At 62.0% G+C, this 22,415-nt stretch carries 20 protein-coding genes; 3 read left to right on the top strand and 17 right to left on the bottom strand.

The features are described 5' to 3' along the window. The first annotated feature begins 191 nt into the window (after positions 1–191). The gene (locus RY1_RS10565) at positions 192–1,967 is read left to right on the top strand and encodes a DUF4012 domain-containing protein (RefSeq protein ID WP_072803515.1); all 1,776 of its coding nucleotides are present in this window, start codon (positions 192–194) and stop codon (positions 1,965–1,967) included. Here RY1_RS10565 and RY1_RS10560 read toward each other — a convergent pair. From RY1_RS10560 to RY1_RS10545, 4 genes are read right to left on the bottom strand one after another with little or no spacing between them, the layout of a single operon-like run. Continuing rightward, a complete protein-coding gene (locus RY1_RS10560; protein WP_072803514.1) occupies positions 1,964–2,683 on the bottom strand; it encodes an SGNH/GDSL hydrolase family protein in 720 nt (239 codons plus the stop codon). The two genes, RY1_RS10565 and RY1_RS10560, sit on opposite strands and share 4 nt — an antisense overlap. Then, positions 2,676–3,785, bottom strand: a complete 1,110-nt coding sequence (locus tag RY1_RS10555) for a glycosyltransferase (protein WP_072803513.1) — start codon at positions 3,783–3,785, stop codon at positions 2,676–2,678. Before RY1_RS10555 ends, RY1_RS10560 begins: the two co-directional genes overlap by 8 nt. Continuing rightward, a complete protein-coding gene (locus tag RY1_RS10550; RefSeq protein WP_084727325.1) occupies positions 3,785–4,315 on the bottom strand; it encodes a DapH/DapD/GlmU-related protein in 531 nt (176 codons plus the stop codon). The genes RY1_RS10555 and RY1_RS10550 overlap by 1 nt, the downstream gene beginning before the upstream one ends. Positions 4,316–4,317: 2 nt before the next feature. Continuing rightward, the gene (locus RY1_RS10545) at positions 4,318–4,908 is read right to left on the bottom strand and encodes an LbetaH domain-containing protein (protein WP_072803511.1); all 591 of its coding nucleotides are present in this window, start codon (positions 4,906–4,908) and stop codon (positions 4,318–4,320) included. A gap of 126 nt (positions 4,909–5,034) precedes the next feature. Between RY1_RS10545 and RY1_RS10540 the strand changes: the two genes are divergently transcribed. Further along, positions 5,035–6,033, top strand: a complete 999-nt coding sequence (locus tag RY1_RS10540; protein WP_245819589.1) for a cellulase family glycosylhydrolase — start codon at positions 5,035–5,037, stop codon at positions 6,031–6,033. Here the strand turns inward: RY1_RS10540 and RY1_RS10535 are convergent. The 9 genes from RY1_RS10535 to gmd are packed head-to-tail and all read right to left on the bottom strand — an operon-like array spanning position 5,964 to position 14,814. After that, the gene (locus tag RY1_RS10535; RefSeq protein ID WP_072803510.1) at positions 5,964–7,253 is read right to left on the bottom strand and encodes a glycosyltransferase family 4 protein; all 1,290 of its coding nucleotides are present in this window, start codon (positions 7,251–7,253) and stop codon (positions 5,964–5,966) included. The two genes, RY1_RS10540 and RY1_RS10535, sit on opposite strands and share 70 nt — an antisense overlap. Beyond that, on the bottom strand, positions 7,253–7,771 hold the full coding sequence (locus tag RY1_RS10530) for an acyltransferase (protein ID WP_072803509.1): 519 nt from the start codon (positions 7,769–7,771) through the stop codon (positions 7,253–7,255). The genes RY1_RS10535 and RY1_RS10530 overlap by 1 nt, the downstream gene beginning before the upstream one ends. Then, a complete protein-coding gene (locus RY1_RS10525; protein WP_072803508.1) occupies positions 7,768–9,165 on the bottom strand; it encodes a lipopolysaccharide biosynthesis protein in 1,398 nt (465 codons plus the stop codon). The genes RY1_RS10530 and RY1_RS10525 overlap by 4 nt, the downstream gene beginning before the upstream one ends. Continuing rightward, a complete protein-coding gene (locus RY1_RS10520) occupies positions 9,162–9,953 on the bottom strand; it encodes a glycosyltransferase family 2 protein (protein WP_072803507.1) in 792 nt (263 codons plus the stop codon). Before RY1_RS10520 ends, RY1_RS10525 begins: the two co-directional genes overlap by 4 nt. A gap of 49 nt (positions 9,954–10,002) precedes the next feature. After that, the gene (locus tag RY1_RS10515; protein WP_072803506.1) at positions 10,003–10,932 is read right to left on the bottom strand and encodes a glycosyltransferase family 2 protein; all 930 of its coding nucleotides are present in this window, start codon (positions 10,930–10,932) and stop codon (positions 10,003–10,005) included. Then, positions 10,929–12,233 (bottom strand): hypothetical protein, encoded by a 1,305-nt coding sequence (locus tag RY1_RS10510; protein ID WP_245819588.1) that lies wholly within the window; start codon positions 12,231–12,233, stop codon positions 10,929–10,931. Before RY1_RS10510 ends, RY1_RS10515 begins: the two co-directional genes overlap by 4 nt. 12 nt (positions 12,234–12,245) lie before the next feature. Then, entirely contained in the window at positions 12,246–12,806 is a 561-nt protein-coding gene (locus RY1_RS10505) for an acyltransferase (protein WP_072803505.1), read from the bottom strand. Then, a complete protein-coding gene (locus RY1_RS10500; RefSeq protein ID WP_072803736.1) occupies positions 12,803–13,795 on the bottom strand; it encodes a GDP-L-fucose synthase family protein in 993 nt (330 codons plus the stop codon). Before RY1_RS10500 ends, RY1_RS10505 begins: the two co-directional genes overlap by 4 nt. Further along, positions 13,792–14,814: a GDP-mannose 4,6-dehydratase gene (gene gmd, locus RY1_RS10495; RefSeq protein ID WP_072803735.1), complete on the bottom strand. Its 1,023-nt coding sequence runs from the start codon at positions 14,812–14,814 to the stop codon at positions 13,792–13,794. The genes RY1_RS10500 and gmd overlap by 4 nt, the downstream gene beginning before the upstream one ends. Before the next feature lie 428 nt (positions 14,815–15,242). Here gmd and RY1_RS10490 point away from each other — a divergent pair, with 428 nt between their 5' ends. Continuing rightward, a complete protein-coding gene (locus tag RY1_RS10490) occupies positions 15,243–15,719 on the top strand; it encodes a cupin domain-containing protein (protein ID WP_072803504.1) in 477 nt (158 codons plus the stop codon). A 349-nt stretch (positions 15,720–16,068) separates the two neighbouring features. Here the strand turns inward: RY1_RS10490 and RY1_RS10485 are convergent, their stop codons facing one another. From RY1_RS10485 to RY1_RS10465, 4 genes are all read right to left on the bottom strand, one after another. Next, a complete protein-coding gene (locus RY1_RS10485; protein WP_281249968.1) occupies positions 16,069–18,186 on the bottom strand; it encodes an acyltransferase family protein in 2,118 nt (705 codons plus the stop codon). 141 nt (positions 18,187–18,327) lie between these two features. Further along, positions 18,328–18,768 (bottom strand): acyltransferase, encoded by a 441-nt coding sequence (locus RY1_RS10480; protein ID WP_245819612.1) that lies wholly within the window; start codon positions 18,766–18,768, stop codon positions 18,328–18,330. Between the two features lie 1,540 nt (positions 18,769–20,308). After that, positions 20,309–21,508, bottom strand: a complete 1,200-nt coding sequence (locus RY1_RS10470) for a glycosyltransferase (RefSeq protein WP_072803502.1) — start codon at positions 21,506–21,508, stop codon at positions 20,309–20,311. Then, positions 21,501–22,280, bottom strand: coding sequence for a polysaccharide pyruvyl transferase family protein (locus RY1_RS10465; RefSeq protein ID WP_139279803.1), 780 nt, complete (start codon positions 22,278–22,280; stop codon positions 21,501–21,503). Before RY1_RS10465 ends, RY1_RS10470 begins: the two co-directional genes overlap by 8 nt. Positions 22,281–22,415: the final 135 nt, after the last annotated feature.

Here is a 22,415-nt window from a genome sequence, read left to right as displayed (position 1 = left end):
ACGTTACGATCTCGGACCCGTACTTTCGCTTTCCGACCGAGCGCCCCGACTGAAATGCGATCAATTCATTCGCTCGAATTACATCGGCGTCGTGTGCGCCGACTCGGCTCGGACGCACTAGTGTTCCGTGCAGCGTTTTGATCTCGTCTCTGAATCGTCCTCTTACCACTCTTTCTAGGAGCCCTCGGGACATGACCACTGGCACCGAAACCCGCCCGCCGTCACGCCGGAGCACCAAGCGCCCCATCTTGCTGGGTGTCCTCGTCGTGGCGGTGCTTCTGATCGCCTTCCTCGTCTGGCTGGCGGTCGAGGCGGTGAGCGCCAAGTCCAACCTCGAAACCACACGCGACGCGGCCAACGCGTCGAAGAACGAATTGCTCGACGGCGATGTGGCCGGGGCTCAGTCCGCGGCGAGCGAGGCGATCGACTCGGCCGACAAGGCGCACGACGCCGCGTCGTCGTTGCCGTTCACCGTCGCCGCAGCCATTCCGTTCCTCGGCAGCCCGCTGGCGACCGTCGTCGATATCACCGATGTGGTGCAGGGTCTCGCGGTCGACGTGCTCGAGCCTGCCTCGCGGGCGAGTGCGAGCATCTCGCCCAACAGCATCATCGAGGGCGGTGGCCGGGTGAATCTGCAGGCGCTCACCGACGCCGAGCCGGTACTGCAGTCCACCTCCGCAGCGGCACAGGCCCTTTACGCGCAGGCCCAGGCGATCGACGCGCCTGCGTACCTCGGTGTCGTCGACGACGCCAGGGTCCAGCTCGAGAACCAGACACACGACCTGTCCGGCTTGCTGACCAGCACGTACCAGGCGAGCCGGATCGTGCCTGCCATGATGGGCGCCGACGGCCCGCGCTCGTACTTCCTGGCGTTCCAGACCAACGCCGAGGCCCGCGGCACCGGCGGCTTGCTCGGCGGCTTCGGAATTCTGCGCGCCGACAACGGAACTGCCCGCGTCGACACTCTCGGCAGCAACAGCGATCTGGACTTCGCGAAGCAGCCGATCGACCTGGGACCCGAGTACACCGCACTGTGGGCACCGCGGAACACGACGGTCGACTTCCGCAACTCCAACGCGAGCCCCAACTTTCCGTATGCAGGCCAGATCTGGACATCGATGTGGACCGAGCAGACAGGAGAGCCGCTCGACGGCGCCATCGCGACCGATCCCATTGCGCTGAGCTACATTCTCGACGCCACCGGCCCGGTCACCCTGGCCGACGGCGAGGTCATCTCCGGCGACAACGTGGTCGAGGTGACACTGTCGACGGCCTACTCCCGCTTCGGCGACGACCAGATCGCCCGCAAGGCCTACCTGCAGGAGATCTCGCAGGCCGTCGTCACCAAGATGACCACAGGTAAGGCTCCGACGCGCAAGCTGCTCGACGCCGTGGGCCGCGCGGGCAGCGAGGGGCGCATCTCGGTGTGGAGCGCCGACCCGGCCGCGCAGGAAGTGTTGGCGTCCACCAAGATCGGCCACACACTGCCCGACGACCCGGCGCCGTACGCCAATGTGATCGTCAACAACGCAGGTGGTAACAAGCTCGATTACTACCTCACCCGCGACATCACCTACACCGCCGAGACCTGCGCCGGCCCGACGCGTAAGTCGACCGTGACGGCCACGCTGACCAACACCGTCGATCCCAATGGTTTGACCACCTACGTCGCCAGCACGTTCCAGCCGGGAGTTCCGTACGGCACCAACGAGTCCATCGCATACCTGTACGGAACTCAGGGCGCAAAGATCACGTCGATGACGGTCGACGGTGTCAGCGCCTTCTCGGTGCAGAAGGGCACCGAGCTGGGCCGCCCGGTCCAGGCCGCTTACGTCACCGTTCCGCCCGGTGAATCCTCCACCGTGACATGGGAGCTCGAAGAGCCGTCGGTCCCCGGCGCCGCTGTGGTACCGGCCCAGCCGTTGGTGGACGAGCCGTCCATCACCGTCGACGTACCGGAGTGCTAGTTCAGTTCCTCGTTCACCCGCTCGGCGATCGCGGCGTGTCCGCGGTCGTCGACGTGGATGCCGTCCGGGGCGATCATGTCCTCGGTGACCACGTCGACGGGGTCGATCAGTGAGATGAACTGCGCGCCCACGGCCGCCGAGGCGTCGCGGACCACGCTCTCGTAGGCGGTGATGAACGGCGGAACATCGCCTGCCGCAGAGGGTCCGACGGTGATGATCCGCGCATCGGGAAGTCCGGCGCGGAGCTTGCCGAGTGTTTCGTAGATGGCCTCGACCACAGGGGCGGGGTCGTCCACGAACGCCGTGAAATCGTTGAGCCCTCCGCTGACGACGACGATGCGTGGGTGGAGCGAGATGGCAGTGTCGGCCACACTCTGGTAGTTCGCGCACGGCGTACCACCGCACTCCGCTGCCGCCGTCACGTAACCGGTCGACCCGATGCCGAGGTTCTCCTCGTTCCAGTAGTTGTCGGTGGCCACCAGCGATGTCCACCGCTTGACCGGTTCGCTCGCCCCGGCGCCGGAGGTGTACGAGTCTCCGATGAACACTGCACTCGGCCCGCCGAGTCCCACCGGCGGGGTGTAGACCGATACTGTCTCTGCTGCTGCGGATTCCGTGCGTGTCGAGTCGTAGTACAGGCCAGCGCCGATTGCTCCGGCCACGACGACGGCTCCCAAAACCAGCGACGCGGTCATCACCGCTGATCGATCAGGCATACTGCACCGTCCCGTCGTAGAACGATTCCAGCGCATCGGCGATCGCCGCGGTACCGAAGCGTGCACGCGCAGCACTGCGTCCGCGTGCCCCCATCGACAGCCGCAGCTCCGCATTGCTGAGCAGCAGCCGGACAGCCTCGATCAACTGCACGAGATTGCCTGTCTCGAAGACGATTCCGCACCCCGCCGCGATGACGTCGGGCGCAAGTCCGCAGCTGTCACTGATGATCACCGGCAGGCCGACGGCCATCGCTTCGAGCACCGACATCGGGTACGGCTCGTCCATCGCAGGCAAGACGTAGACCGCCGCGGCCCGCATACGATCGGCGGTCCGATCGGGCGGCAGCGGACCCTCCCAGCGGACCGGGCACTGCGGGTCCGGCGCGGGCGCTCCGCCTTCGTCCGGCCCGACGAGCGTGAAACTCACCGACGGGTACTCCGTGACCATAACCTTCGCCATTGCCGCGAACAGGTCCGCTCGCTTGCGTGGGTGCAGTCGCGCCAGGAACAGCACGTCCAGGCGGCCGTCCTCGACGCGTGCGGCCAGCTCCGGCACTCCGTTGGTGAGCCGCCGCAACCTCAGTGGCCCTCCCACCCCGCGCATCGGCCCTGCCACGCCGCGCAGTTCCGCCTGTTCGCGGTCGGTCAGGTAGAACACGTGCGCCGCCCGCCGAAGTACCGGCCGCGTCAGAGCGGCGTCGAGGGGCCGAGCAAGCACCTTGTCGGTCGCATCGATCATCCCGTGCGTCTGCACCACCACGTCGATGCCGAGCGCCTGGCACAGCCGCGCCGCGGGCAGCGTCACCAGATCCCTGGCCAGATGCACGTGTACGACGTCGAATTCTCTGCCCACCTTGGTAATCCAGCGCAGCATCGACGGCGCCGACAGTCCGGCGAAGCCGCTCCGCGGTATCACCGTCCGCGGACGGAACAACTCGAACCGAACGCTGTCCGACGCCGGGGCACCGCTCACCCCGGCCGCGGCGATGGTCACCTCGTGCCCTCGGGCCGCCAGACCTTCGGCCTGATTGACCGCGACGCGGGTGGGTCCGCCGTAGGCGCCGTCGTCGGAGATGAGGGTGACGATGTGCAGGATGCGCATCAGCGCTCCGCGTGTACGGCCGCAGGCGCCAGCACCGTGGAGCAGGCAGGCACGTCGGACGTCACCAGTGCCGTCGCTCCGATGGTCGCGTCGTCGCCGACGGTGACGCCCCGCAGTACCGTCGCACGCGCCGCGACCCACACGCGGTCGCCGATGACGATGGGTGCGTTGTCGAATTCGAAGGTGGCCGAACGTCGGTCGTGACTACCGGTACACAGCAGCACTGCCTGGGAGATGCACGAATCGGCGCCGATGGTGACGGGTTCGAGGTTCAGTATCCAGGCATCCTCACCGACCCACGAGTTGTCCCCGATGCTCAGCTTCCACGGCCAGTGGATGCGTACTCCGTGACGGATCAGCACTCCGTCGCCGATCTGCGCGCCGAACGCCCGGAGCACGCGGATGCGCAGCGAGTTGGGGCACCACCACCGCCCGAGCACCGACGTCGAGACCGCGAGCCACAGTGCCTGCACCACGAAGGGACGCCCCTTGTCGTACCCGGCGCCGGTGAACCCCGCCAGCGAGCGCACGGTTACTTGACCAATTGCTGCGCGAGTGGGGCCGCCATGATGGCCCCCGGCGGAACATCCTTGACGACCACTGCATTCGCGCCGATGACCGCACCGTCACCGAGGGTGATGGGCCCGGTGACGACGGCGCCGGCCGCGACCGTCACGTCGTTACCGATGGTGGGCCGGCCTTTCGCGTTGTACCCGAGCGAGACGTGCTGGTTGATCCAGAAGTTGCTGCCGACGGTGTGCGCGGACAGGATGGTGCCGGTTCCGTGGTGGACGAAGAGTCCGGGTCCGATGGAATCGGCTTCGAGGGTCAGCGTCGGGTCCGGACGATACAGAACCCGCAGCGCGACGCGCACCGGAAGCGGGGCCGTGCGGAGCCGGTAGTGCATCACGTTGCGAAACTCGCGTAGTGCACCGGCGAGGTAGGCGAACCGTGAATATCCATCCAGCGGAACGAGCGAGTCGTTGCCGATGCAGTCGATCCACCGGTCCACGTCGATACGGACGGTATCCGCGTTGCCCGATGCCGAGATACCCCACCACAGCGGACGCGCCCACACCCGAGCAACGCGAATCAACAACGATTTCTGCTCGGTGTAGGCCATGGGTCCAAATCTATTGGCGAGCAGGGACTGTGTCCACCCGTCATACTGCTTTTCGTGAGATTCCGGCGCACTCGTGTGATGTTCGCTCTGCTTACGATCGCATGCGCCTCGTGCTCGACAAGCACTGTGCCCGAACCGAGTCCGGTAACCGCGCCGGATACCGTTTCGGTCTGGAATTCGGTCGGTCTCGCCGTCAATGCCGCGAGCTCCGACATGCCGGGTGCCGATGCCCGCCGCGACATCGAGGGCATCGCCGACGCCGGATTCGACGCAGTGCGCCTGGTGGTCGAGTGGTCCGAGATCGAACCTGTCGCAGGCGAGCTGGAGTGGAGTGACACGGATTCGGCGGTCGACGCCGCCTCGGCCCGCGGTCTGCCGATTCTCGGAGTGCTGACATGGGCACCCACGTGGGCTGTGCCACCGAATTACGCGCTCACTGCTCATCCGGCACCGGATGGGGCCGAAGGGTTCGCCGGATTCGCCTCCGCAGCCGCAGCACGATACCGAGATCGCATCACCGCGTGGGAGGTGTGGAACGAGCCGAATGTCGCCGCGAGCTTCGGCCCGAGCGCCGATCCGCAGCGTTACTGCGCTCTGCTCTCCGCGGCGTCGCATGCGATCCGCACGGCGTCACCCACCGCGCTGGTGGTGGCCGGGCCCACCTCTCCCGCTGTGGATTCCGTGAACGACGTGTCCCCGGCAACCTTCGTCGACGCTCTGTATCGGTGCGCAGGTCCGGACACCTTCGATGCCGTCGCGATGCATCCGTACAGCACCCCGAACCTACTGAGCCGGCCCGATGCCGCGTGGAGTTCGGCCCACGAGATCGCACGCGTGCGTGCGGTCATGGAACGCCGCGGCGACGACGGCACACGCATCTGGTTCACCGAGTTCGGCGCACCGACATCGGCGGCATCTCCCGGTGTCGACGAGCAACGGCAGTCGGAGATTCTGGTCGACGGCATCACCGCCCTGCACGCATTGCCCTATGCCGGACCGATTTTCGTGTTCGACTTCCGCGATTCGATGACCGGCAGCCCTGTTCCGGATTACAACTACGGACTCGTCAGGTCCGATTTCACCGAGAAGCCCGCGCTGAGATCCGTACTCGATCTGCCCCGGTGAGCACGCACCAACTGCTGCAGCCAGGTTTCGAAACGATCGAGGGCGGCCTCGCGAGACATGGTGTGCCGCACATATCTCTGACCGGCCTCGGCGTACCGCGCGCCGCGATCCGGGTCGGCAGCCAGGTCGATCACGGCCCGCACCAGAGCCGTCGGGTCTGCAGGTTGCACCCGCTCGCCTCCCCCGGCCGTCCGGACCTCGTGGTCGGTGACGCTTCCCGACGCGGTGACCGCGAGTACCGGGCTGCCGCTACCGAAGTACGACGTCAATTTGCTCGGTACCGACATCTCGGCCACCTCGGGCCGCTCGTTGACGATCAAGGCGTCCGCTGCGGCGAGCGCGGCACGAAACTCTTTCTCGGGCAGTGATTTCATGAACGTCAGCGACGAGATCCCCCGACCGAGATCCTCCAGCAGTCCGCGTTGATTTCCGTCACCCATCAGGACGAACTTCACGGGACCGCCGAGTCGGTCCGACTCGCGTGCGGCGTCGACGACGTTGTCGAGTCCCTGCTTCAGGCCCATGTTTCCGGCATGGAGGGCGATGACGTCGGTGCGTGACCATCCGAGGAGATCGCGCGCATGCTCGCGGGTCATCGGCGTCTGCTCCGGCATGTGCGTCCAGTTGGGAATGATGCTGACCTTGCCCTCCGCCACACCGAGGCCCGATACCGCGTGGTCGGCGAAGCGTTGGTGAATGACGGCCACTCCGTCGGCGGCGCGCAGGATTCCGGATTCGAGGTTGGTGGTGGCGGTCGCACTCGGACCCTGCAGTGTGCCGGTCTCGATGACGCCTTTGCTGTAGAGATCCTGCACCCACACTCCCAGGGCGGGCCGCACCGTCTGGGCTTTGAGCCGCGCGAGCACCATGCCGGTCGAGACGAGGGCGGGTGAGACACAGACGACGACGTCAGCGGCCCGTGGGAGCCGGTGCCGTATCGCCCTGGTCCCGAACGACATCTCGAGGTGAGTGCGCTGACCGACGGTCATGCTGTCCGGTACGAAGTGCCGAAGCCTGGTGACCGGGACCCCTTCCACCGTCTCCGAGATGATCGATCCGGCATACCGCGGATCGGGCGCCCATTGCGGGTAGTGCGGAAAGCCGGTGACAACGTGGATGTCGTAGCCGCGGCACAGCAGGCCCTCGGCGACATCTGCTGTGTACGGCGCGATTCCGGTGACTTCGGGCTTGTAGTTCAGCCCCACGAAGGTAACTCGCATCAGCGTCTCCTTTCTCGTATGTCGAATTCCGATCTGCGTTTGTCCCACAGGTCGTCGGTGGTGGTGACCCTCTTCGCCGGGTTTCCGGCCACGACGTCTCCTGGCTCGACCGACTGCGTGACCACCGATCCGGCACCGACGATGGCGTCGTCGCCGATGACGACGCCCGGCATCACGATGACACCGAGGCCGATGAACGCCCGATTCCCGACCGAGACCGGTGCCTGTCGATACAGCTCCTGGTTCGGCGGCAGCGCGCCGCGTGCTTCGGCAACCCGGTCGAGGGAGAAATCGTGGGTGAGAAGCTTGACGGCGTCGGACACCACGCACCGATCGCCGAAGGTGATCGACCCCGGCCCCGAGTTGTCGAGAAACACCGAGGACGAGATCCACAGCGGCCGACCGATGATCCGCACACCCGAGCGCCGCAGGATCGCCAGGGCGACGGTCATGTAGAGGTTCTGGTCGAATCGGTTGAGGATTCGCAATACCGGTAAGAACTTGGCGACGTCGATCATGGTGCCCCCGATCCGACGGGCGCCGGTACCGGCGCGCTGGGTGATTCGATGGACGGTTCGGCCTCCCGCCGACCGACGAGTCGTGGAATCCACGCAATGTCCGGAATGAACTGGCACAGAATCACCGCACATGCCGTCACCAGCACCACACCCGCGGCGCCGTACTCGGATGCGACGCCGATAGCGGCCACCGTCGTCACCGCGGCCATGGCTGCGAGACACCCTGCCTGCCAACGGGCTTCGCTCGGCTTGGTGAGCAGCATGCCCGACGGTAGGTGGAAACACTGGGCGACCAGCAGCACAGCGAAGGCCGCAGCCAACGTGGCGGTCACGTCGATAGTGCCGCCGGAGAGAACCTCGGCCAGCCAGGGGCTGAGCAGCACCAGCGGGATCGAGGCGACGACGGCCAGTGACCCGAAGGTCACTGTGGTCCCCATCCACAGCCGCACGGTCTCGTCGGCGGCGCCTCGTCGTTTGACGAAGATCGGCCAGAAAGCCAAGGCCGCCATGGAGAACACCGACCAGCACAGTCCGTACAGTTGCGCCATCAGGGCGTAGCGGCTCAACTCCAGTGGAGTCGACAAGTGCGAGAGCACTACTCTCTGCACCTGCAGCCCGAACGGGATTCCGACGCTGACGATGAAGAGCCACAGCGAACCTTCGAGCAGTCCGGCAGTGGACACACCCTTCTCCCCACGGTGGAACACCGAGGTTCCGAGACCCGAGACCCGCAGTGCGACGACGGTTCCCACCACGTTGCCCAGCAGCGCGCCTGCGATCGGCGGGACGACGTACCAGATGCCGCGTACCCCGACGCCGTACATCGCCGCGGTCATCACCAGCGCGAACAGTGAGTTGCTGACCATCACCACGACGACGAGTTGGGCGCGGTCCACGCCGATCAGAATCCGCAGCCCGAGACCGGCGGGGATGGTGAACCCGAAGAGCGCCACCGCCACCGTGACCACCAGCCGATCCTCCGGACCGGTCGTGACGCCGAGGAGCGTGCCCCAGCCGTCGAGAACCATGACGACGACGGCCACGAGTGCGACCGCGAGCGATACTCCCGCCAACACCCGGTAGGCGCGCCGGATGACGGCGAGTGCGTAGGCGTCGCTCGCCGGATGTCGGGATCTCGACGACGCGCTGGTCACCACGGCTCCGATTCCGAGATCGGCGAACGGCAGCAGCAAACCCACTGTGGCAACCAGGGCCACCACCCCGTACGTCGACGGCCCGGTGGCACGGATGACTAGCCCGGCGCTGATCAGCCCGGCCACCGCGACGACGGGTGTGCCCGCGATGCGGAAGGCGGTGCTGAGCAGGATCGCCTTGCGTTCGGACGTGTCCAGGCCCTCGCCCGGGTCGCTCTGTTTGCGATGCCGCCCCGTCATCGCGGGGTCCTGCGGCCGCGCTCGCGCACGAGTTGTTTCAACCGCGCCGAGTGCTCGAGCACCCGCGAGTACGCCGAGGCCACACGGCGATTGCCGAACGGGTAGTAGCCCGCGGCATCCCAGGCCCGGCGAACGTCGGCGTAGTGCTCGCTCTGCGGCCGGGTACTTCCCGCTCCCCCTGCATCGAAGTCGCACAGGACGTCGTCGATGATCACGGGCGAGGTCACGGCCGCGGCTTCGAGCATCAGGAGATGGTCGGCGGCGAGACCGAAGTCGGTATCGTACGGTCCCAGCGCATCCAGCAGGTCGACGCCGAACAGGGTGGCCTGATGCGGGATCGGGCGGACGCCGAGCGCGAACTTGCGCAGGTCGAATGGGCCGTAGCCCCAGACCGTTCCGTCACGAGCCGGGTCACCGACGATGCGCACGCGGCCGTGACCCCACCGGCCTCGGACGTCGCCGCCTGTCCCGAGCGCTCGCACACCGGTGGCCGCGGAGGTCGGGTCGGCGAAGGTGTCTCCCGAGTGCATCAACCAGACGACGTCGCCGGTGGCACGGGCGATGCCCTGGTTCATGGCGTCGTAGCGGCCGCCGTCGGGTTGCGATTGCCAGTACGACGGATTGGCCCGTGCCAGCAGGTCTGTGACGTCCTGCCCCGAGCCGCCGTCGACGACGATGTGCTCGATCCGGCCGTACGTCTGCTCGGCGACGCTCTCGAGGGTGCGAGCGAGACCGGCGACGTCCTGGTAGCTGATCGTCACGACACTGAGAACGATGTCACTGGGCACAATCTCACCGGGCCCAATCTCACCGGGCCCAATATCACTGGGCACAGTCTCATTCGACACGGGCCACCTCCGCAGCTCCGCCGCCCAGTGCGTTCCGTGCGGCGGTCTTGCCAAATTTGGTTGCCGCATAGAGGATTGCGCCGAGCCCGGGACTGCCTTCGGAGAACCCCACCGACACGGACCTGCCGATGCTGCGGAGCGAGCGCGCGGAGGCGGCAGCAGCGACGGCACTGGTGAGGAAGTAGTCGCCGCGCACACGGCCGGTTTCGGTGTGCAGGTGCTCGCGCCCCCAGGCGATGTATTTCTCGGACATGTCGAGCGGACGGCGAGACACCGAGTTCGCACCGATGTTGTAGATCGAAAAGCAATCGGGCACATGACGAAACACGAAGTCCGGCAGACGGTCTTGGAGGGCCATCAACCACCCCGGCTCGTCGTGGATGGAGTCGGGCACGAAATTGAGCGGCACCTCCAGTGCCAGCGATCGCGGGAAGCACAGTGTGCTGCTCTGCAGCATCCCGCCGCCCATGCGCAGCCCGTGCAGTCGAAACAGGTACTCGGCCACCGGTTGGCGGGCGCCGATGGTCCTGCGCGGCCAGATGCGTTCTCTTCGCCCCGCTTCGCGTACGGCGCATTTGCAGGAGACGACCCAGTGCGTGCTCTCGATGGCGGCCACCTCGTCGAGTTGGCGCTCGAGCTTGAACGGATGCCACAGGTCGTCGTCGTCGAGCAGCGCGATGATCTCCCCCGAGGCGGCGACGATGCCGGCTTGCCTGGCATTCGAGGACCCGGAGCCGGGCCCGGTACGCACGACGCGGATGCGCTCGTCCTCCGGAAGCGCGAGTTCCGAGGTGGTATCGGCGACCACGACCACTTCGAGTACGGCGACCGACTGCACCAGGGCGGAGCTGACGGCCGCGTACAGGCTGTCCCGGCCGATCGTGGGGATGATGACGCTGACCGACGGATACGTGTTCACCGATTCCCCCTCGCTGCGTGTTGTCGTGTCATTCGGTGACGTCCCGGCGTCCTGAGCGAGATACAGCTGCATGCGATGACGGCGAATACCGCTGGCAGGTTGTAGGACCACGGCGAGAACAGGATGTCCCAGGTGGCTTGCATCCCGAGAAACATCAGTAGCGGTGTCCACGGCCCGGCAGCATCGGCGACGAAGATCAGCCGATAACACGCCCACAGCAACCACAGCGGAAGCAAGGCGGCCAGGATGCCGGCCTCGGCCCAGGACACGAGCAGGATCGAGTGCAGCGAGATCGTCCCATCGGGCAGCTTCCAGGCGTATGCGAAGGGGAAGGACCGCGCGAACCCTAGGTTCATCGCGATGTCCTGCGCTTGGAGGTAGACCTGGTGGGAGATGTTGTTCGCGTCGCCCCAGCCCAGCCACGGCCGGTGGAGTATTGCGGTGATGGACAGCGGTGGTTCGGTCCGGCCGGCGAGCAGCATGGGCACCGAGCCACTGGACTGCATCAACACCTTGTCCCGGAGCGACTCCCCCAGCAGTCCGTCCCTCGCCGCATAGCTCAGCAGCCACGAGAACCCGAGCCCGAATGCAGCCAGCGTCACCAGACGCGTGACGATCGACAAGGTGCCGTCGAAGAGCTTGGACAGCACCAGCAGCAGCGCGACGGCCAGGCACACCAGGGCGTGCGAGCGGAAGTTGAGGATCAGGCTCATCGCGGCGAGGACGGTGAGTATCACCACGATTCCCTGCCACCGGACGCGGCACATCGCGGCCAGGTAGAGCACCGCCACCGTTGCGGCCGGGGCGATGCCGTATTTCCACAGGTCGCCGACCGATCCCGTGGATGTCAGGAACGTGCCGATGAGAACGAAGAACACCGTCGAACCGAAAGCGATGCCGATCAGGACGGTCGCAATACGTTGAATGTCTCTCGCCAACACGGTGATTCCGCAGAAGTAGAGGCCGAACGACGCGAACGCGAAGACGTTCGGGGCCATGAAGCTCGTCTCGTTGACCCACGCCGAGGCGAGATAGGCGCAGCTGCCGAGCGCCGCCAGCAGCAACGGAACGCTGTTCCTGCGCCGCGAGGACGGCAGGAAATAGGCGAAGGCGACGGCCACGCACACGAAGGAGAACCCGGTGACCGTGAAGTTCATCAACGGGAGGGAGGATGCGGCGCCCAACCCGAACAGCCACACACGTTCGGGCAGACCGAGAGCCGCACTGCCGGTATGGTCCGCGGATCCCGGAGCTGCAGGCAACAGCTCGCCGGCGGGTACCGCCGATGCCGTTCTGGCCATGGACTTCACGGGCTACACTCGCGCCGCACGCGCAGCCGAGGCTTCGCCTGCAGCGATGGAACGCTTGTACGACGCAGGCACACCGGCATAGAGGGAGTTCGGCTCGCAGTCCTTGGTGACGACGCTTCCCGACGCCACGACGCAGCCTTCGCCGATGGTCACCCCCGGCATCACCATCACCCGCGAGCCGACCCAGCAGCCGTCCTCGATGACGATGGGTGCGTTGTCGGGTGCTCCGATGCGATTCCATTCGGGTCCGATGTGGTGGCCGCAGGTGATCAGCATGGTTTCGTATCCGATTCCGGAGTATCTGCCCAGCGTGATCTCGGCACCGAGGTCGAGAAAACACCCGTAGTTGACGAACGAGCGTTCCTTCAACGTCAGTCCACTCCAGGCACCGAGAAACGCACCTGGGTTGATCAGCGCGGTGGGATGTACATCGTGTCCGAGCTTGCGCATGAGGGGATTTCGGAGCCTGCGCGGCAATGCCCCACTGGCGACGATGCGATTGAGTACGACGTCGCGGACCACTTGGTCCACTTCCTGCAGAAGAACGTCGCTACGACGACTCATCGCTCTCGCACCGAATCGATGTTCTCGCGGTACCACGCGACGGTCGACGCGATACCCTCACGCAACCCGATGGTCGGCTTCCATCCCGACGCCTGCAGCGTGCCGACATCGAGCAATTTGCGTGGTGTGCCATCGGGTTTGGACGCATCCCACTCGATGCGGCCTCGGTAACCGACTTCCTCGGCCACCATCCCGGCGATCTCTTCGATGGTCTGATCTTCCCCGGTCCCGACGTTGACCTGCTGCGGTCCGTCGAAATGGTCCAGCAGGTGCAGACAGGCGGCGGCCATGTCGTCGACGTGCAGGAATTCCCGACGCGGTGAGCCGGTGCCCCAGTTGGTCACCACATCGACGTCGTCGAGCCTGGCCCCTTCGAACCGCCGGATGAGCGCAGGCAACACGTGCGCGCCCTGCGGCGAGAAGTTGTCACCTGGCCCGTAGAGGTTGGTGGGCATCGCCGAGATCCACGGCAGGCCGTATTGCTTTCGGACGGACTGAATCTGGAGAATGCCGGCGATCTTCGCGATGGCATATGCGTCGTTCGTCGGTTCCAGTGGCCCGGTGAGGAGGTACTCCTCCTTGATCGGCTGCGGGGCGAGCTTCGGGTAGATGCACGACGACCCCAGGAACAGCAGGCGTTCGACGCCGTGTTCCAGCGCCGCATCCAACACGTTGACCTGGATCTGAAGATTGGTCGAGATGAAGTCCACCGGGTAGGTGCTGTTGGCCATGATCCCGCCGACCTTCGCGGCAGCCAGGACCAGATTGGTGGGCGTGTGCTCGGCGAAGAAGTCGAACACTGCGCCGCGGTCGCGCAGATCCAGTTGCGACGACGTCCGCCCGATGACGCGGGTGAACCCGGCTGCGCCGAGTGCACGCCAGATGGCGGATCCCACCAGGCCCTTGTGTCCGGCGACGTAGATCGGTGCGTCGCGGTCGATCGGGGTGGACCAGGCCACCGATCCGGGTGAGCTGGCCACCGCTGTCATGCCCACTCCGCCAGTACCGGCTTGTCGATCCACGGGCGGCCTTCGCACGCGAGGGCGTCGATGTCGGCATCGACCATGATGCGTGCCAGCTCGGGCGTGTGGACCGACGCCTTCCATCCGAGGTCGTTCTCGGCCCTGCCTGCATCACCGACCAACGCGTCCACTTCGGTGGGCCTGAGGTAGCGGTCGTCGAAGCGAACGTACTCCTGCCAGTCCAGGCCCGCGTGCTCGAACGCGACGGTCAGGAAGTCGCGGACCGTGTACTGGCCACCGGTGGCGAGTACATAGTCCTGGGGCTGATCGACCTGGAGCATGCGCCACATGCCTTCGACGTATTCCGGCGCATATCCCCAGTCGCGAATTGCATCGAGATTGCCCATGTAGAGGCTGTCCTCCACGCCGGCTTTGATGCGAGCGACGGCCCGGGTGATCTTTCGGGTCACGAAGGTCTCTCCGCGCCTTGGTGATTCATGGTTGAACAAGATGCCGTTGACCGCGAAGATGCCGTACGCCTCGCGGTAGTTCCGGGTGACCCAGTACGAGTAGACCTTCGCTGCGCCGTACGGGGACCGCGGGTAGAACAGTGTGTCCTCGTTCTGCGGGGGCGGGCTGGCACCGAACATCTCCGAGCTCGACGCCTGATAGAACCGGCACTGAACGCCGGTCAGGCGTACTGCTTCGAGCAGCCGAATCGAACCCATTCCCGTCGTGTCTCCGGTGTGCTCGGGCTCGTCGAAACTGACCCTGACGTGCGATTGTGCAGCGAGGTTGTATACCTCGTCCGGTCGGATCTCGGCCAGCAAGGTGACCAAGCGTGCGCCGTCGCTGAGATCTCCGTAGTGCAGAAACAGCTTGGCGTCCACCTCGTGCGGGTCGACGTACAGGTGTTCCACCCGTGCGGTATTGAACGTGGATGCGCGTCGGATCAGTCCATGAACCTCGTACCCCTTGGACAGAAGTAGTTCGGCTAGGTAAGAACCATCTTGGCCCGTAATCCCCGTTATCAGAGCTCTTTTCACCGTTGCTCCGTTTCTCACCACGCAGATAAGTTGCCCTACAGTACGCACGAATTCCGAGCGGTGCACACCTTATGGCGACGGAAATACAAGCGCCGCAACAGAACAACGGCCCGCAATTCGGTGCACCCATAGAGCAGAGACCCGGTTACTCGGCATCAGGTGTGGATCGATGGCCCTTCCATGTTCCGAAACACCGCAATACACAGTAGAAATCGGAGAATAGATTTGTTCGCTTGACCTCTGTGGCCTGGTGGACATCGAGACCACTTACCGGATTCCGTGAACATTCAGGCCACAGCACGCCCCGCGATTGGGTCGGCCCGACGCCGCCGCGTGTGTCTGCGTTCCCGGAGGCTTCCCGATGGCTCGACCTGCACGCCTGCGATAATGCACCCAGCAGTTCACACGAGCATCGAAGGAAGGTTGTCATGCCAGGGACACACGAAGAAGGTAGCCACGTCGACTGGCGACACAACGGGGTCAAGGTCGTTCCATCGAGCGACACCGACGCCAACACCCCTCAGACCGAGGGCATGAAGCGGGCAGCAGCAATCGGCGCCCGAGTGGGTGCCCGCCAGATCTGGGCGGGAACGGTCGATATCCTCCCGAACGCCAAGACAGGCGCTCATCACCACGGCGACCTCGAGAGCATCATCTACGTCGTCCGCGGACGCGCACGGATGCGGTGGGGGAACAACCTGGAGTTCGTCGCCGAAGCCGGGCCCGGCGACTTCATCTTCGTGCCCCCGTTCGTGCCGCATCAGGAAATCAACGCCAGCACCGACGAGACACTCGAATGCGTCTTGGTCCGCTCGGGTCAGGACCCGGTCGTGGTCAACCTCGACATCGATGCCGTCGAGCAACCCGAGGGTGTCCTGTGGTCGGACGGGATGCACGAACACTGACGACATCTCCAGAATTTGGCGACGTCGCGCCGGATACAGGCTTACGGCGCCACCTCGATCTCAGCCTTGCTGCCTGTAGAGGAGGCTAACTGCGAGGTCACTGCGACGGCGTGGGTTGATGTATGGACCGCGCAGACTGCACCTCCGCGGATACTACGGGTAGCGTCAGAGCGCTCTCGAACAAGTTCCGTAAGGAGTCTAGGCCTTTGCTTCAGCTCGCGGAAGCAGTTGACTAAACCTAAGGACTGCTGGCAAACCCTACCTAAGCCTGGATACACCGATCCGTCATCGGATCGGTGTATCCAGGCTTAGCTGCACCAATTTCCTACCAAACCTAGAACACCAACTTTCAATTGATCGAAATACGAGGTATAGCCTCGTCGAGCGTTGGGCCCAGGGATCGGGAATACGTAGCCGTCAGATGTGTCCGATCTCGATAAACCATCACGCCGCCAATCACGGGAAGACACGGATCACCGGGGCAGATTGCTGACGTCACATCGAGAAGGGTCACAGGGGCACTTCTAGCCGCGCTCAACTGAGCCAGTCCACGAGTGCCGAACGCCTCATCACGTGGCGTTGCGCAGATCTGCGGATTGTCGAGATGACCAACCAAGCAATCGGGTGGATCGAACTTCGAGACCGGAGTATCTCGCAGAACAAACACGCGTGCACCCGCGCTGGCAATGTCCGTCCACGACCGGGCCATTGCGTCCGAAAGATCAGACTGATTATCTGACGAGCCAACAATCTGGTAGTCAATATTCGAAACAAACACCGCGGCAGGCTGAATCTTCACCAACTCCGCCTTCACATTGTCATTCCATTCTGCGCAATGCTGCGCTGGAGCACCAGAATTCACAACCGTCGCGTCGACAAGCGCGCAGGAGGACTTCGTATAACTCAATAGCCTCCAACCTCGCGTCTCCGCAACATACGCCAGCGCGTCCACCCAATGCGCAGCATGTGAATCTCCAACAAGAGCGACGGTAACATCGGCATCCGGGGAACCAAACTCGCAGGCTACTGGCTTGCTTGAAGAAAATGGCTGCTGACAACCGCGTGCATAAACCGGCGGATTGTCGTCAGCGGCGACAAGCGGATTCGGGGAGATCGATTGACCCGCCACAAGCAGACTATTCGCGGATGCACCAATCAGGGCTGCCCCAAAGTCAATAGTCGACGAATGACTGTTAACGAGTGCGTCAGGCGCATTTCGCGACTCCCGTAGACCCGCTCCCGCAAGACCCGCTCCGGCGACGAGAGCAACCGCAATACCAATTGCCCCGATAGCCAATGAATTACGGGTAGATCTGCGAAACAGTTCAAGGTCACGAAATGGCTTCTCCACAAGCTGATAGCACAAAACTGCTGGCACCATTGACAACAAGACGAGAAAGAGACCCTCCCAAGCCGATAACGTTCTAACGCCAGACGTAACTACATAGCCACCGACAACGAGAACCGGCCAATGCCAGAGATAGAATGAATAGGACAACCGGCCCACAAGCTGGGTCGGGCCATTATTAAGTACGACAGCACAGGTAGCTCGGCCGCCGCGATGGCCCATTGCGATTACTATTGCTGTACCGACTGTCGGGAGAAGCGCTGCAGCACCGGGGAATGGAGTAGATGTCGAAAAAATCAAAGCCGAGGCAAATATCGCACCGAAGCCGAACCAACCGAGGAGGGTAGCCAATAACAGCGGCACCCTCCTATACCAATCCAGCGTTAGCGCCAAAAAACCGCCTAACGCGAGTTCCCAGATTCGTGTGGTAGTAACAAAATATGCTACGCCGGGATCGCTGCTGGTCTCTATTATCGAAAATGCCAGAGAACCGAAGAACGCGCACACAAGAATCATCAACATAAAAGAATGGGCGCTTATCCTCGACCGCCTCAGTATCCACGCCGCAACAACGAGAATTACTGGCCAAGCAATATAGTATTGCTCCTCGACTGAAAGGGACCAAAAATGTTGAACTGGACTTGATGCCGCGTCCTGAGCAAGATAATCAACGGACGTTGCGGCTAACAGCCAATTCAGCACATAAGCGCCGGCCGATCCGATGTCTAAACCCGTCGACCACCACCTCGTTGCGGGGAGAATTGCCCAGGACGAGACGGCAGCGACGACCAGCACGACGGTACTAGCAGGAACAAGCCTCCTTGCACGGCGAGCGTAAAACTTCGAAACCGAAACCCTCCCCCGCTCAACGAACTCACGGTGAAGAATCCCAGTCATCAAGAATCCAGAAATAACAAAGAATACGTCTACACCGACGAAGCCACCTGGCAGCAGAGGTATACCTGCATGCCATAGCAGTACCAGCATCACCGCTATCGCGCGTAGTCCCTCGATGTCAGGTCGAAACCGTTTAACTACAGGCTCAACGCTACTTGCCGGCGCCACCACACCGACGCCCGAGGGTGGCCCCGCTCCCTCACTGCCAGTAGGCCCTCTCATTGATGTATCCGCAACGACCATTGTTGAACAATTCGCTCCTCGAACACAGGGCCGCATATACGCCGGAGCCTCCGCAGCTGCGCAGTTTCAAGCCGAAATCCGTACTTTGCACTATGCATATCTCTCATCACACCGTCCGAATCAACGAAGCTCACGGATCCTGGATGCTGGGACTCCCGCATACAGCCCATCTGGCTCACAACTGCGCACCACCACGGCGCCAGACGCCACTACGCATCCTGTGCCAATACGAACGCCCGGTTGTACAATGACACCTGCGCCTAACCAGCAACCGTCCTCAATTGTGACTCCAGAGAACACAGTCGGGGTCGCCGCGCGCTTACTACGGGGACCAATTGGGTGCGTGCCCGTGATGATCACGCAGCGCGGCCCCACAGCCACATTCGATCCGATATCAATACCACCTGTTGGGTGCAGGGAAAAGCCAACGTTCAAGAATGAATTGTCACCGATTTTGAGCTTACGAATATCACCCGAGATATTGCCTGAGTGCAGAAGTCGGGCGCTACCCAATTCGGCGCCCAAAAGCGATAGAAGAAACTTTCTAAGCCTAGGCGGCATAAGCGAACTTCCTGCCACACCATTCATTAACCAAGCGTTCACAACCACTGCCCTTCAAATCCGAAAATATCTTGCACACCATGATATGGCTGGAAACAAACACGTTTACGTTCCGTCGCCGACTCAATAAGCCGCAACGAAAATGTCGTTGAGGAGCAAGTTCCCTTCCCAGACTTCACAATGCGTCAACCGTCGGCCGAGTAGTAAGAAAGTGCACAGAGACAATGACACCCAGCAACATCCAAAGCGCCACAGGAAAACCACGATTCGTGAAGACTGGGACCGTAAAGGAAGCGACGGTTGACCCGACAATAAGCATCAACCCTGGAAGTTTATATCGATGTTCGACCATCCGTACTCGGTAAGCGAAATAGTAGATGGTGGCCACGAGGACCATCGCTAACGACACTGCACCAATGATTCCGTACGATATTGCCGAACCAAACCATTGAGACTCCGGAGAATGCCAAACTAATATTCGCGGTCTGTCGCGACCTGAGTAGAGATTGGACCCCCATCCGGTCAGAAGACGTTCTTGAATTACGGGAATCGTCTGCTCTGTCCAGATCCTCCAACGATAAGCAAGCGTGTTTGGAACCCAAGATGGAAGATACTCGAGTCGTGCTGCCGTCTGCTGATCAATACGATCTTCGAAGTACTCTCCGAACTTGAGATATGCAATTACAGTGACCGCACCCACCGACCATAGCGTGCTAACCTTCAGACCGCGAACCGCAAGTAGCCCTAGAATAATCAGTATCGCCGTCGTTAGAACAGACAAGGTCAAAGAGGATAATGCCCCTAGGAACGCGAAGACAATCGCACCCTTCAGTATCCAAGGTATTCGACCCGTGGGTGCCAGGAGGAGAGTCGCCATGCAAGCTGCTGCCAAACACGCACAGAAATAGAATCCAAGCCCAGTCCAATGGCCGACGAATCCAGTAGCTCGGATCAACCGACCGTCCTCGATTCGTGCCTCCAGTCCAGGACCAGGCGCGATCGCAAGCACCGCTCTCGAGACCTCTGCAGAACCGAGTTGACCAAGCGAAACAACTGACATAGGAATACTTACCGCCGCAAAGGCGCCGAGAAATACTCCCGCTGACACACGCGACTCGATCGTAATCCGAGCAGCATAATAACCTATTAAGTAATACAACGGTGACAACACTGTTCCAACATCAATTGGGTACTCTAACTCGGATGCGTTGTAGATCTCCGCCAAGATGCAGACTGCAGCGTAGCCCAGCAGAGACAGATCCAGCCAACTAAGTCGCAAGATCCCGGGAGAATTTTTCGAGGCACCGACTGCGACAAACAGTGCGGCGATGGCCAATATGTGCCAAGGGCGTAGTCCAACAGACGGTATTACAGACGGCACGCCAACTACCGATGCAGACAGACCACTGAGGGCTCCCACTAGCAACCACGAACCACGGGGAGGACTGATGATTTCTCCGGACGAATCTAGCCATAGGCGCGTTCGATAGCCCATAGGTCTCGTTCTGGCGGCAGTTTCCGTACTCGGCAATACCATTCGCTACTCCTTATAACCTGAAACTGCAGCTCGGCCTATCACTGTAGCCACCCTGGCTTCCCAGGAGTGCTCTTTCACCACAGACTTTCGAATAGCGGAAATATTCGATTCACTCTGCCGGGGAGCCTGAATCAAACTTGATAGCTGCTCACGAACGCTTGCGCCACCTGCGTGAATTCTCATTTCTACGCCACACTCCTTAAGGGAAGAGGCATCACTCGAATCAGTACATAGTATTCCAAGGCCCAAGGCGGCATACTCATAAAGCTTGAGAGGACTATGATACATAGCGGAACTTGACGACTTCCTATGGCCTGCGAATCCAAAGTTCCACGTAGCCATTCTTTCATAAGTGCTAGCCTGGTCAAGTTTTCCAAGCATTGTCACAACTCCAGACAATTCATCACTAACGACTTTCGCCTTCAAAGCACCCAACTCGGGGCCGTCGCCAACCACCTCTAGACGGATTGGCTGAAGCCCTGAGCCGACTCGTTCGAGGTTCACCCATTTCACAGCATCGAATAGCTCATCGAGATGGTGCCAAGCAACCACCGAGCCAGCAAATCCGATAGTCACACCGTCAGATGAAGATCGTTTGATCGCACCAAGCTTTGACGAAACACCATTTGGCACGACCAGAATAGCCGAGGGGTGCAAGCCACTATATTCAATCAATTCTGTCTTGAGCGCATCGCTGACGGCGACGACAAGATCGGCCCTGCGCAAAACCCTCTGCTCCAACCATGTTGCCAACCGAATTGACTTCAATACCTTGCGGTCCAGTGCGGTCTCACGTGCGAGTATTCCATTCGCTTCCACGACCCGAAACGCACGCCGTTTTCGTGCATGAAACGAAGACAGCGACTGGAGTACGGCAACACGCTCATATATGATGTCCGGTGAACCGCTACAAAGAGTTCGCAGAAATACGTTTCCGCCACACCAAATCGCGGCAGCGATGCGCACGATATCGGCAATCCAGACCCGTATTGCACTAGACCCCTGGTAATCCGACTGCGAGACTTTCGAGAATCGCGCCATCAAAGGGAATTCAGAAACCAGAAACCTCCGAACCAGATGCCCTTCCTGGCGGGCGCCCTCGATGAAGCTCAGAATATGATTTCTCGGACCTGGGGTGTTTGACCCGTCACGAACTGAAATTCGGAACCCGCCAACCAAATAATGCATATGTTTCTTAGCCATAATTCTTCACCTTTTGATCCAGTGATCTGACAAGGTCTTCCGCAGCCAATGCTGCGATATCGCACGCCCGCTTTACCTTCAACCCACCCCGGATCTCATCCGCGATCCGCGACGGCTCCCAGCCTGTCACATCCGCGCTGATGAACGGAAAGCTAGTCGTAGCAAAGTTTCGCTCAACTTTGCTAGTCGAATGCTCCATCAATCCTACTGGCACACAGCCCTCGTTCACTGCAATTATCAAGGCATGAAGACGATCACTCACGACCAGGCTGGACTCTCGATATGCGTCGCGAACACGCCGTTCTTGCGTCAGATGGTCTTGGGTGGTCCATCCAACAAAATCACAGTTCAAACGTTGCGCGAGATCCCGCAGTGCCGTTTGATCACGCTCGACCTGAACCACGACAACTAGCTTCCGACCGAGGTCTTTGGCAACGTCCCGCAAGGCGATCACCATCGAATCGGAGATCACCGAACCGTCACCACGAAACGACACCGCGATGCGTGACCGCGGTGCACTCTGCTCGTCCGAAGGAGGTTCTGTGGCGGACGCGGGCATCGCACTAAACGCCCAGTCTGGCGCAACCGAACCAGTTCGAAACCACTTCAGTGTCTCAGCATCACGCCAGATGTTCTCCTTGCACAATGCCGCGGTAGCAAAGATGAATATCCCCCACCGCGATTTCTTTGGCTGTAGGCCCACCCCGATACGAACCGCCCTGAAACCATGTATCAAAGAAAGCAAAAGCATTGGTATAAGCGCAGCGTGCATCAAACTCTGTCTACGATTGCACGTCACTTCACCGGGATTAAATGCAAACATCCAATTTCGCCGTAAGCTCGACAAAGAAGCACGGGCTACAAATCCTACAAAATTTCGATAGATTACGTCATTCGGCCGCAAGCC

This window comes from Rhodococcus yunnanensis NBRC 103083 (genome assembly GCF_001895005.1).
In the GTDB taxonomy this organism is placed as follows: Bacteria; Actinomycetota; Actinomycetes; order Mycobacteriales; family Mycobacteriaceae; genus Rhodococcoides; species Rhodococcoides yunnanense.
Note: the sequence above shows the minus strand (reverse complement) of the source record. Positions and strands in the feature narration are given on the sequence as shown.

What these genes read in the sequence shown, in the direction of transcription:
- RY1_RS10510 (WP_245819588.1), bottom strand. Translation starts at nt 12,233, where the DNA reads ATGGCCAGAACGGCATCGGCGGTACCCGCCGGCGAGCTGTTGCCTGCA.
- RY1_RS10490 (WP_072803504.1), top strand. Translation starts at nt 15,243, where the DNA reads ATGCCAGGGACACACGAAGAAGGTAGCCACGTCGACTGGCGACACAAC.
- RY1_RS10465 (WP_139279803.1), bottom strand. Translation starts at nt 22,280, where the DNA reads ATGCACGCTGCGCTTATACCAATGCTTTTGCTTTCTTTGATACATGGT.
- RY1_RS10560 (WP_072803514.1), bottom strand. Translation starts at nt 2,683, where the DNA reads ATGCCTGATCGATCAGCGGTGATGACCGCGTCGCTGGTTTTGGGAGCC.
- RY1_RS10555 (WP_072803513.1), bottom strand. Translation starts at nt 3,785, where the DNA reads ATGCGCATCCTGCACATCGTCACCCTCATCTCCGACGACGGCGCCTAC.
- RY1_RS10535 (WP_072803510.1), bottom strand. Translation starts at nt 7,253, where the DNA reads ATGCGAGTTACCTTCGTGGGGCTGAACTACAAGCCCGAAGTCACCGGA.
- RY1_RS10545 (WP_072803511.1), bottom strand. Translation starts at nt 4,908, where the DNA reads ATGGCCTACACCGAGCAGAAATCGTTGTTGATTCGCGTTGCTCGGGTG.
- RY1_RS10525 (WP_072803508.1), bottom strand. Translation starts at nt 9,165, where the DNA reads ATGACGGGGCGGCATCGCAAACAGAGCGACCCGGGCGAGGGCCTGGAC.
- RY1_RS10565 (WP_072803515.1), top strand. Translation starts at nt 192, where the DNA reads ATGACCACTGGCACCGAAACCCGCCCGCCGTCACGCCGGAGCACCAAG.
- RY1_RS10485 (WP_281249968.1), bottom strand. Translation starts at nt 18,186, where the DNA reads ATGAGAGGGCCTACTGGCAGTGAGGGAGCGGGGCCACCCTCGGGCGTC.
- RY1_RS10530 (WP_072803509.1), bottom strand. Translation starts at nt 7,771, where the DNA reads ATGATCGACGTCGCCAAGTTCTTACCGGTATTGCGAATCCTCAACCGA.
- RY1_RS10500 (WP_072803736.1), bottom strand. Translation starts at nt 13,795, where the DNA reads ATGACAGCGGTGGCCAGCTCACCCGGATCGGTGGCCTGGTCCACCCCG.
- RY1_RS10480 (WP_245819612.1), bottom strand. Translation starts at nt 18,768, where the DNA reads ATGCCGCCTAGGCTTAGAAAGTTTCTTCTATCGCTTTTGGGCGCCGAA.
- RY1_RS10470 (WP_072803502.1), bottom strand. Translation starts at nt 21,508, where the DNA reads ATGGCTAAGAAACATATGCATTATTTGGTTGGCGGGTTCCGAATTTCA.
- RY1_RS10505 (WP_072803505.1), bottom strand. Translation starts at nt 12,806, where the DNA reads ATGAGTCGTCGTAGCGACGTTCTTCTGCAGGAAGTGGACCAAGTGGTC.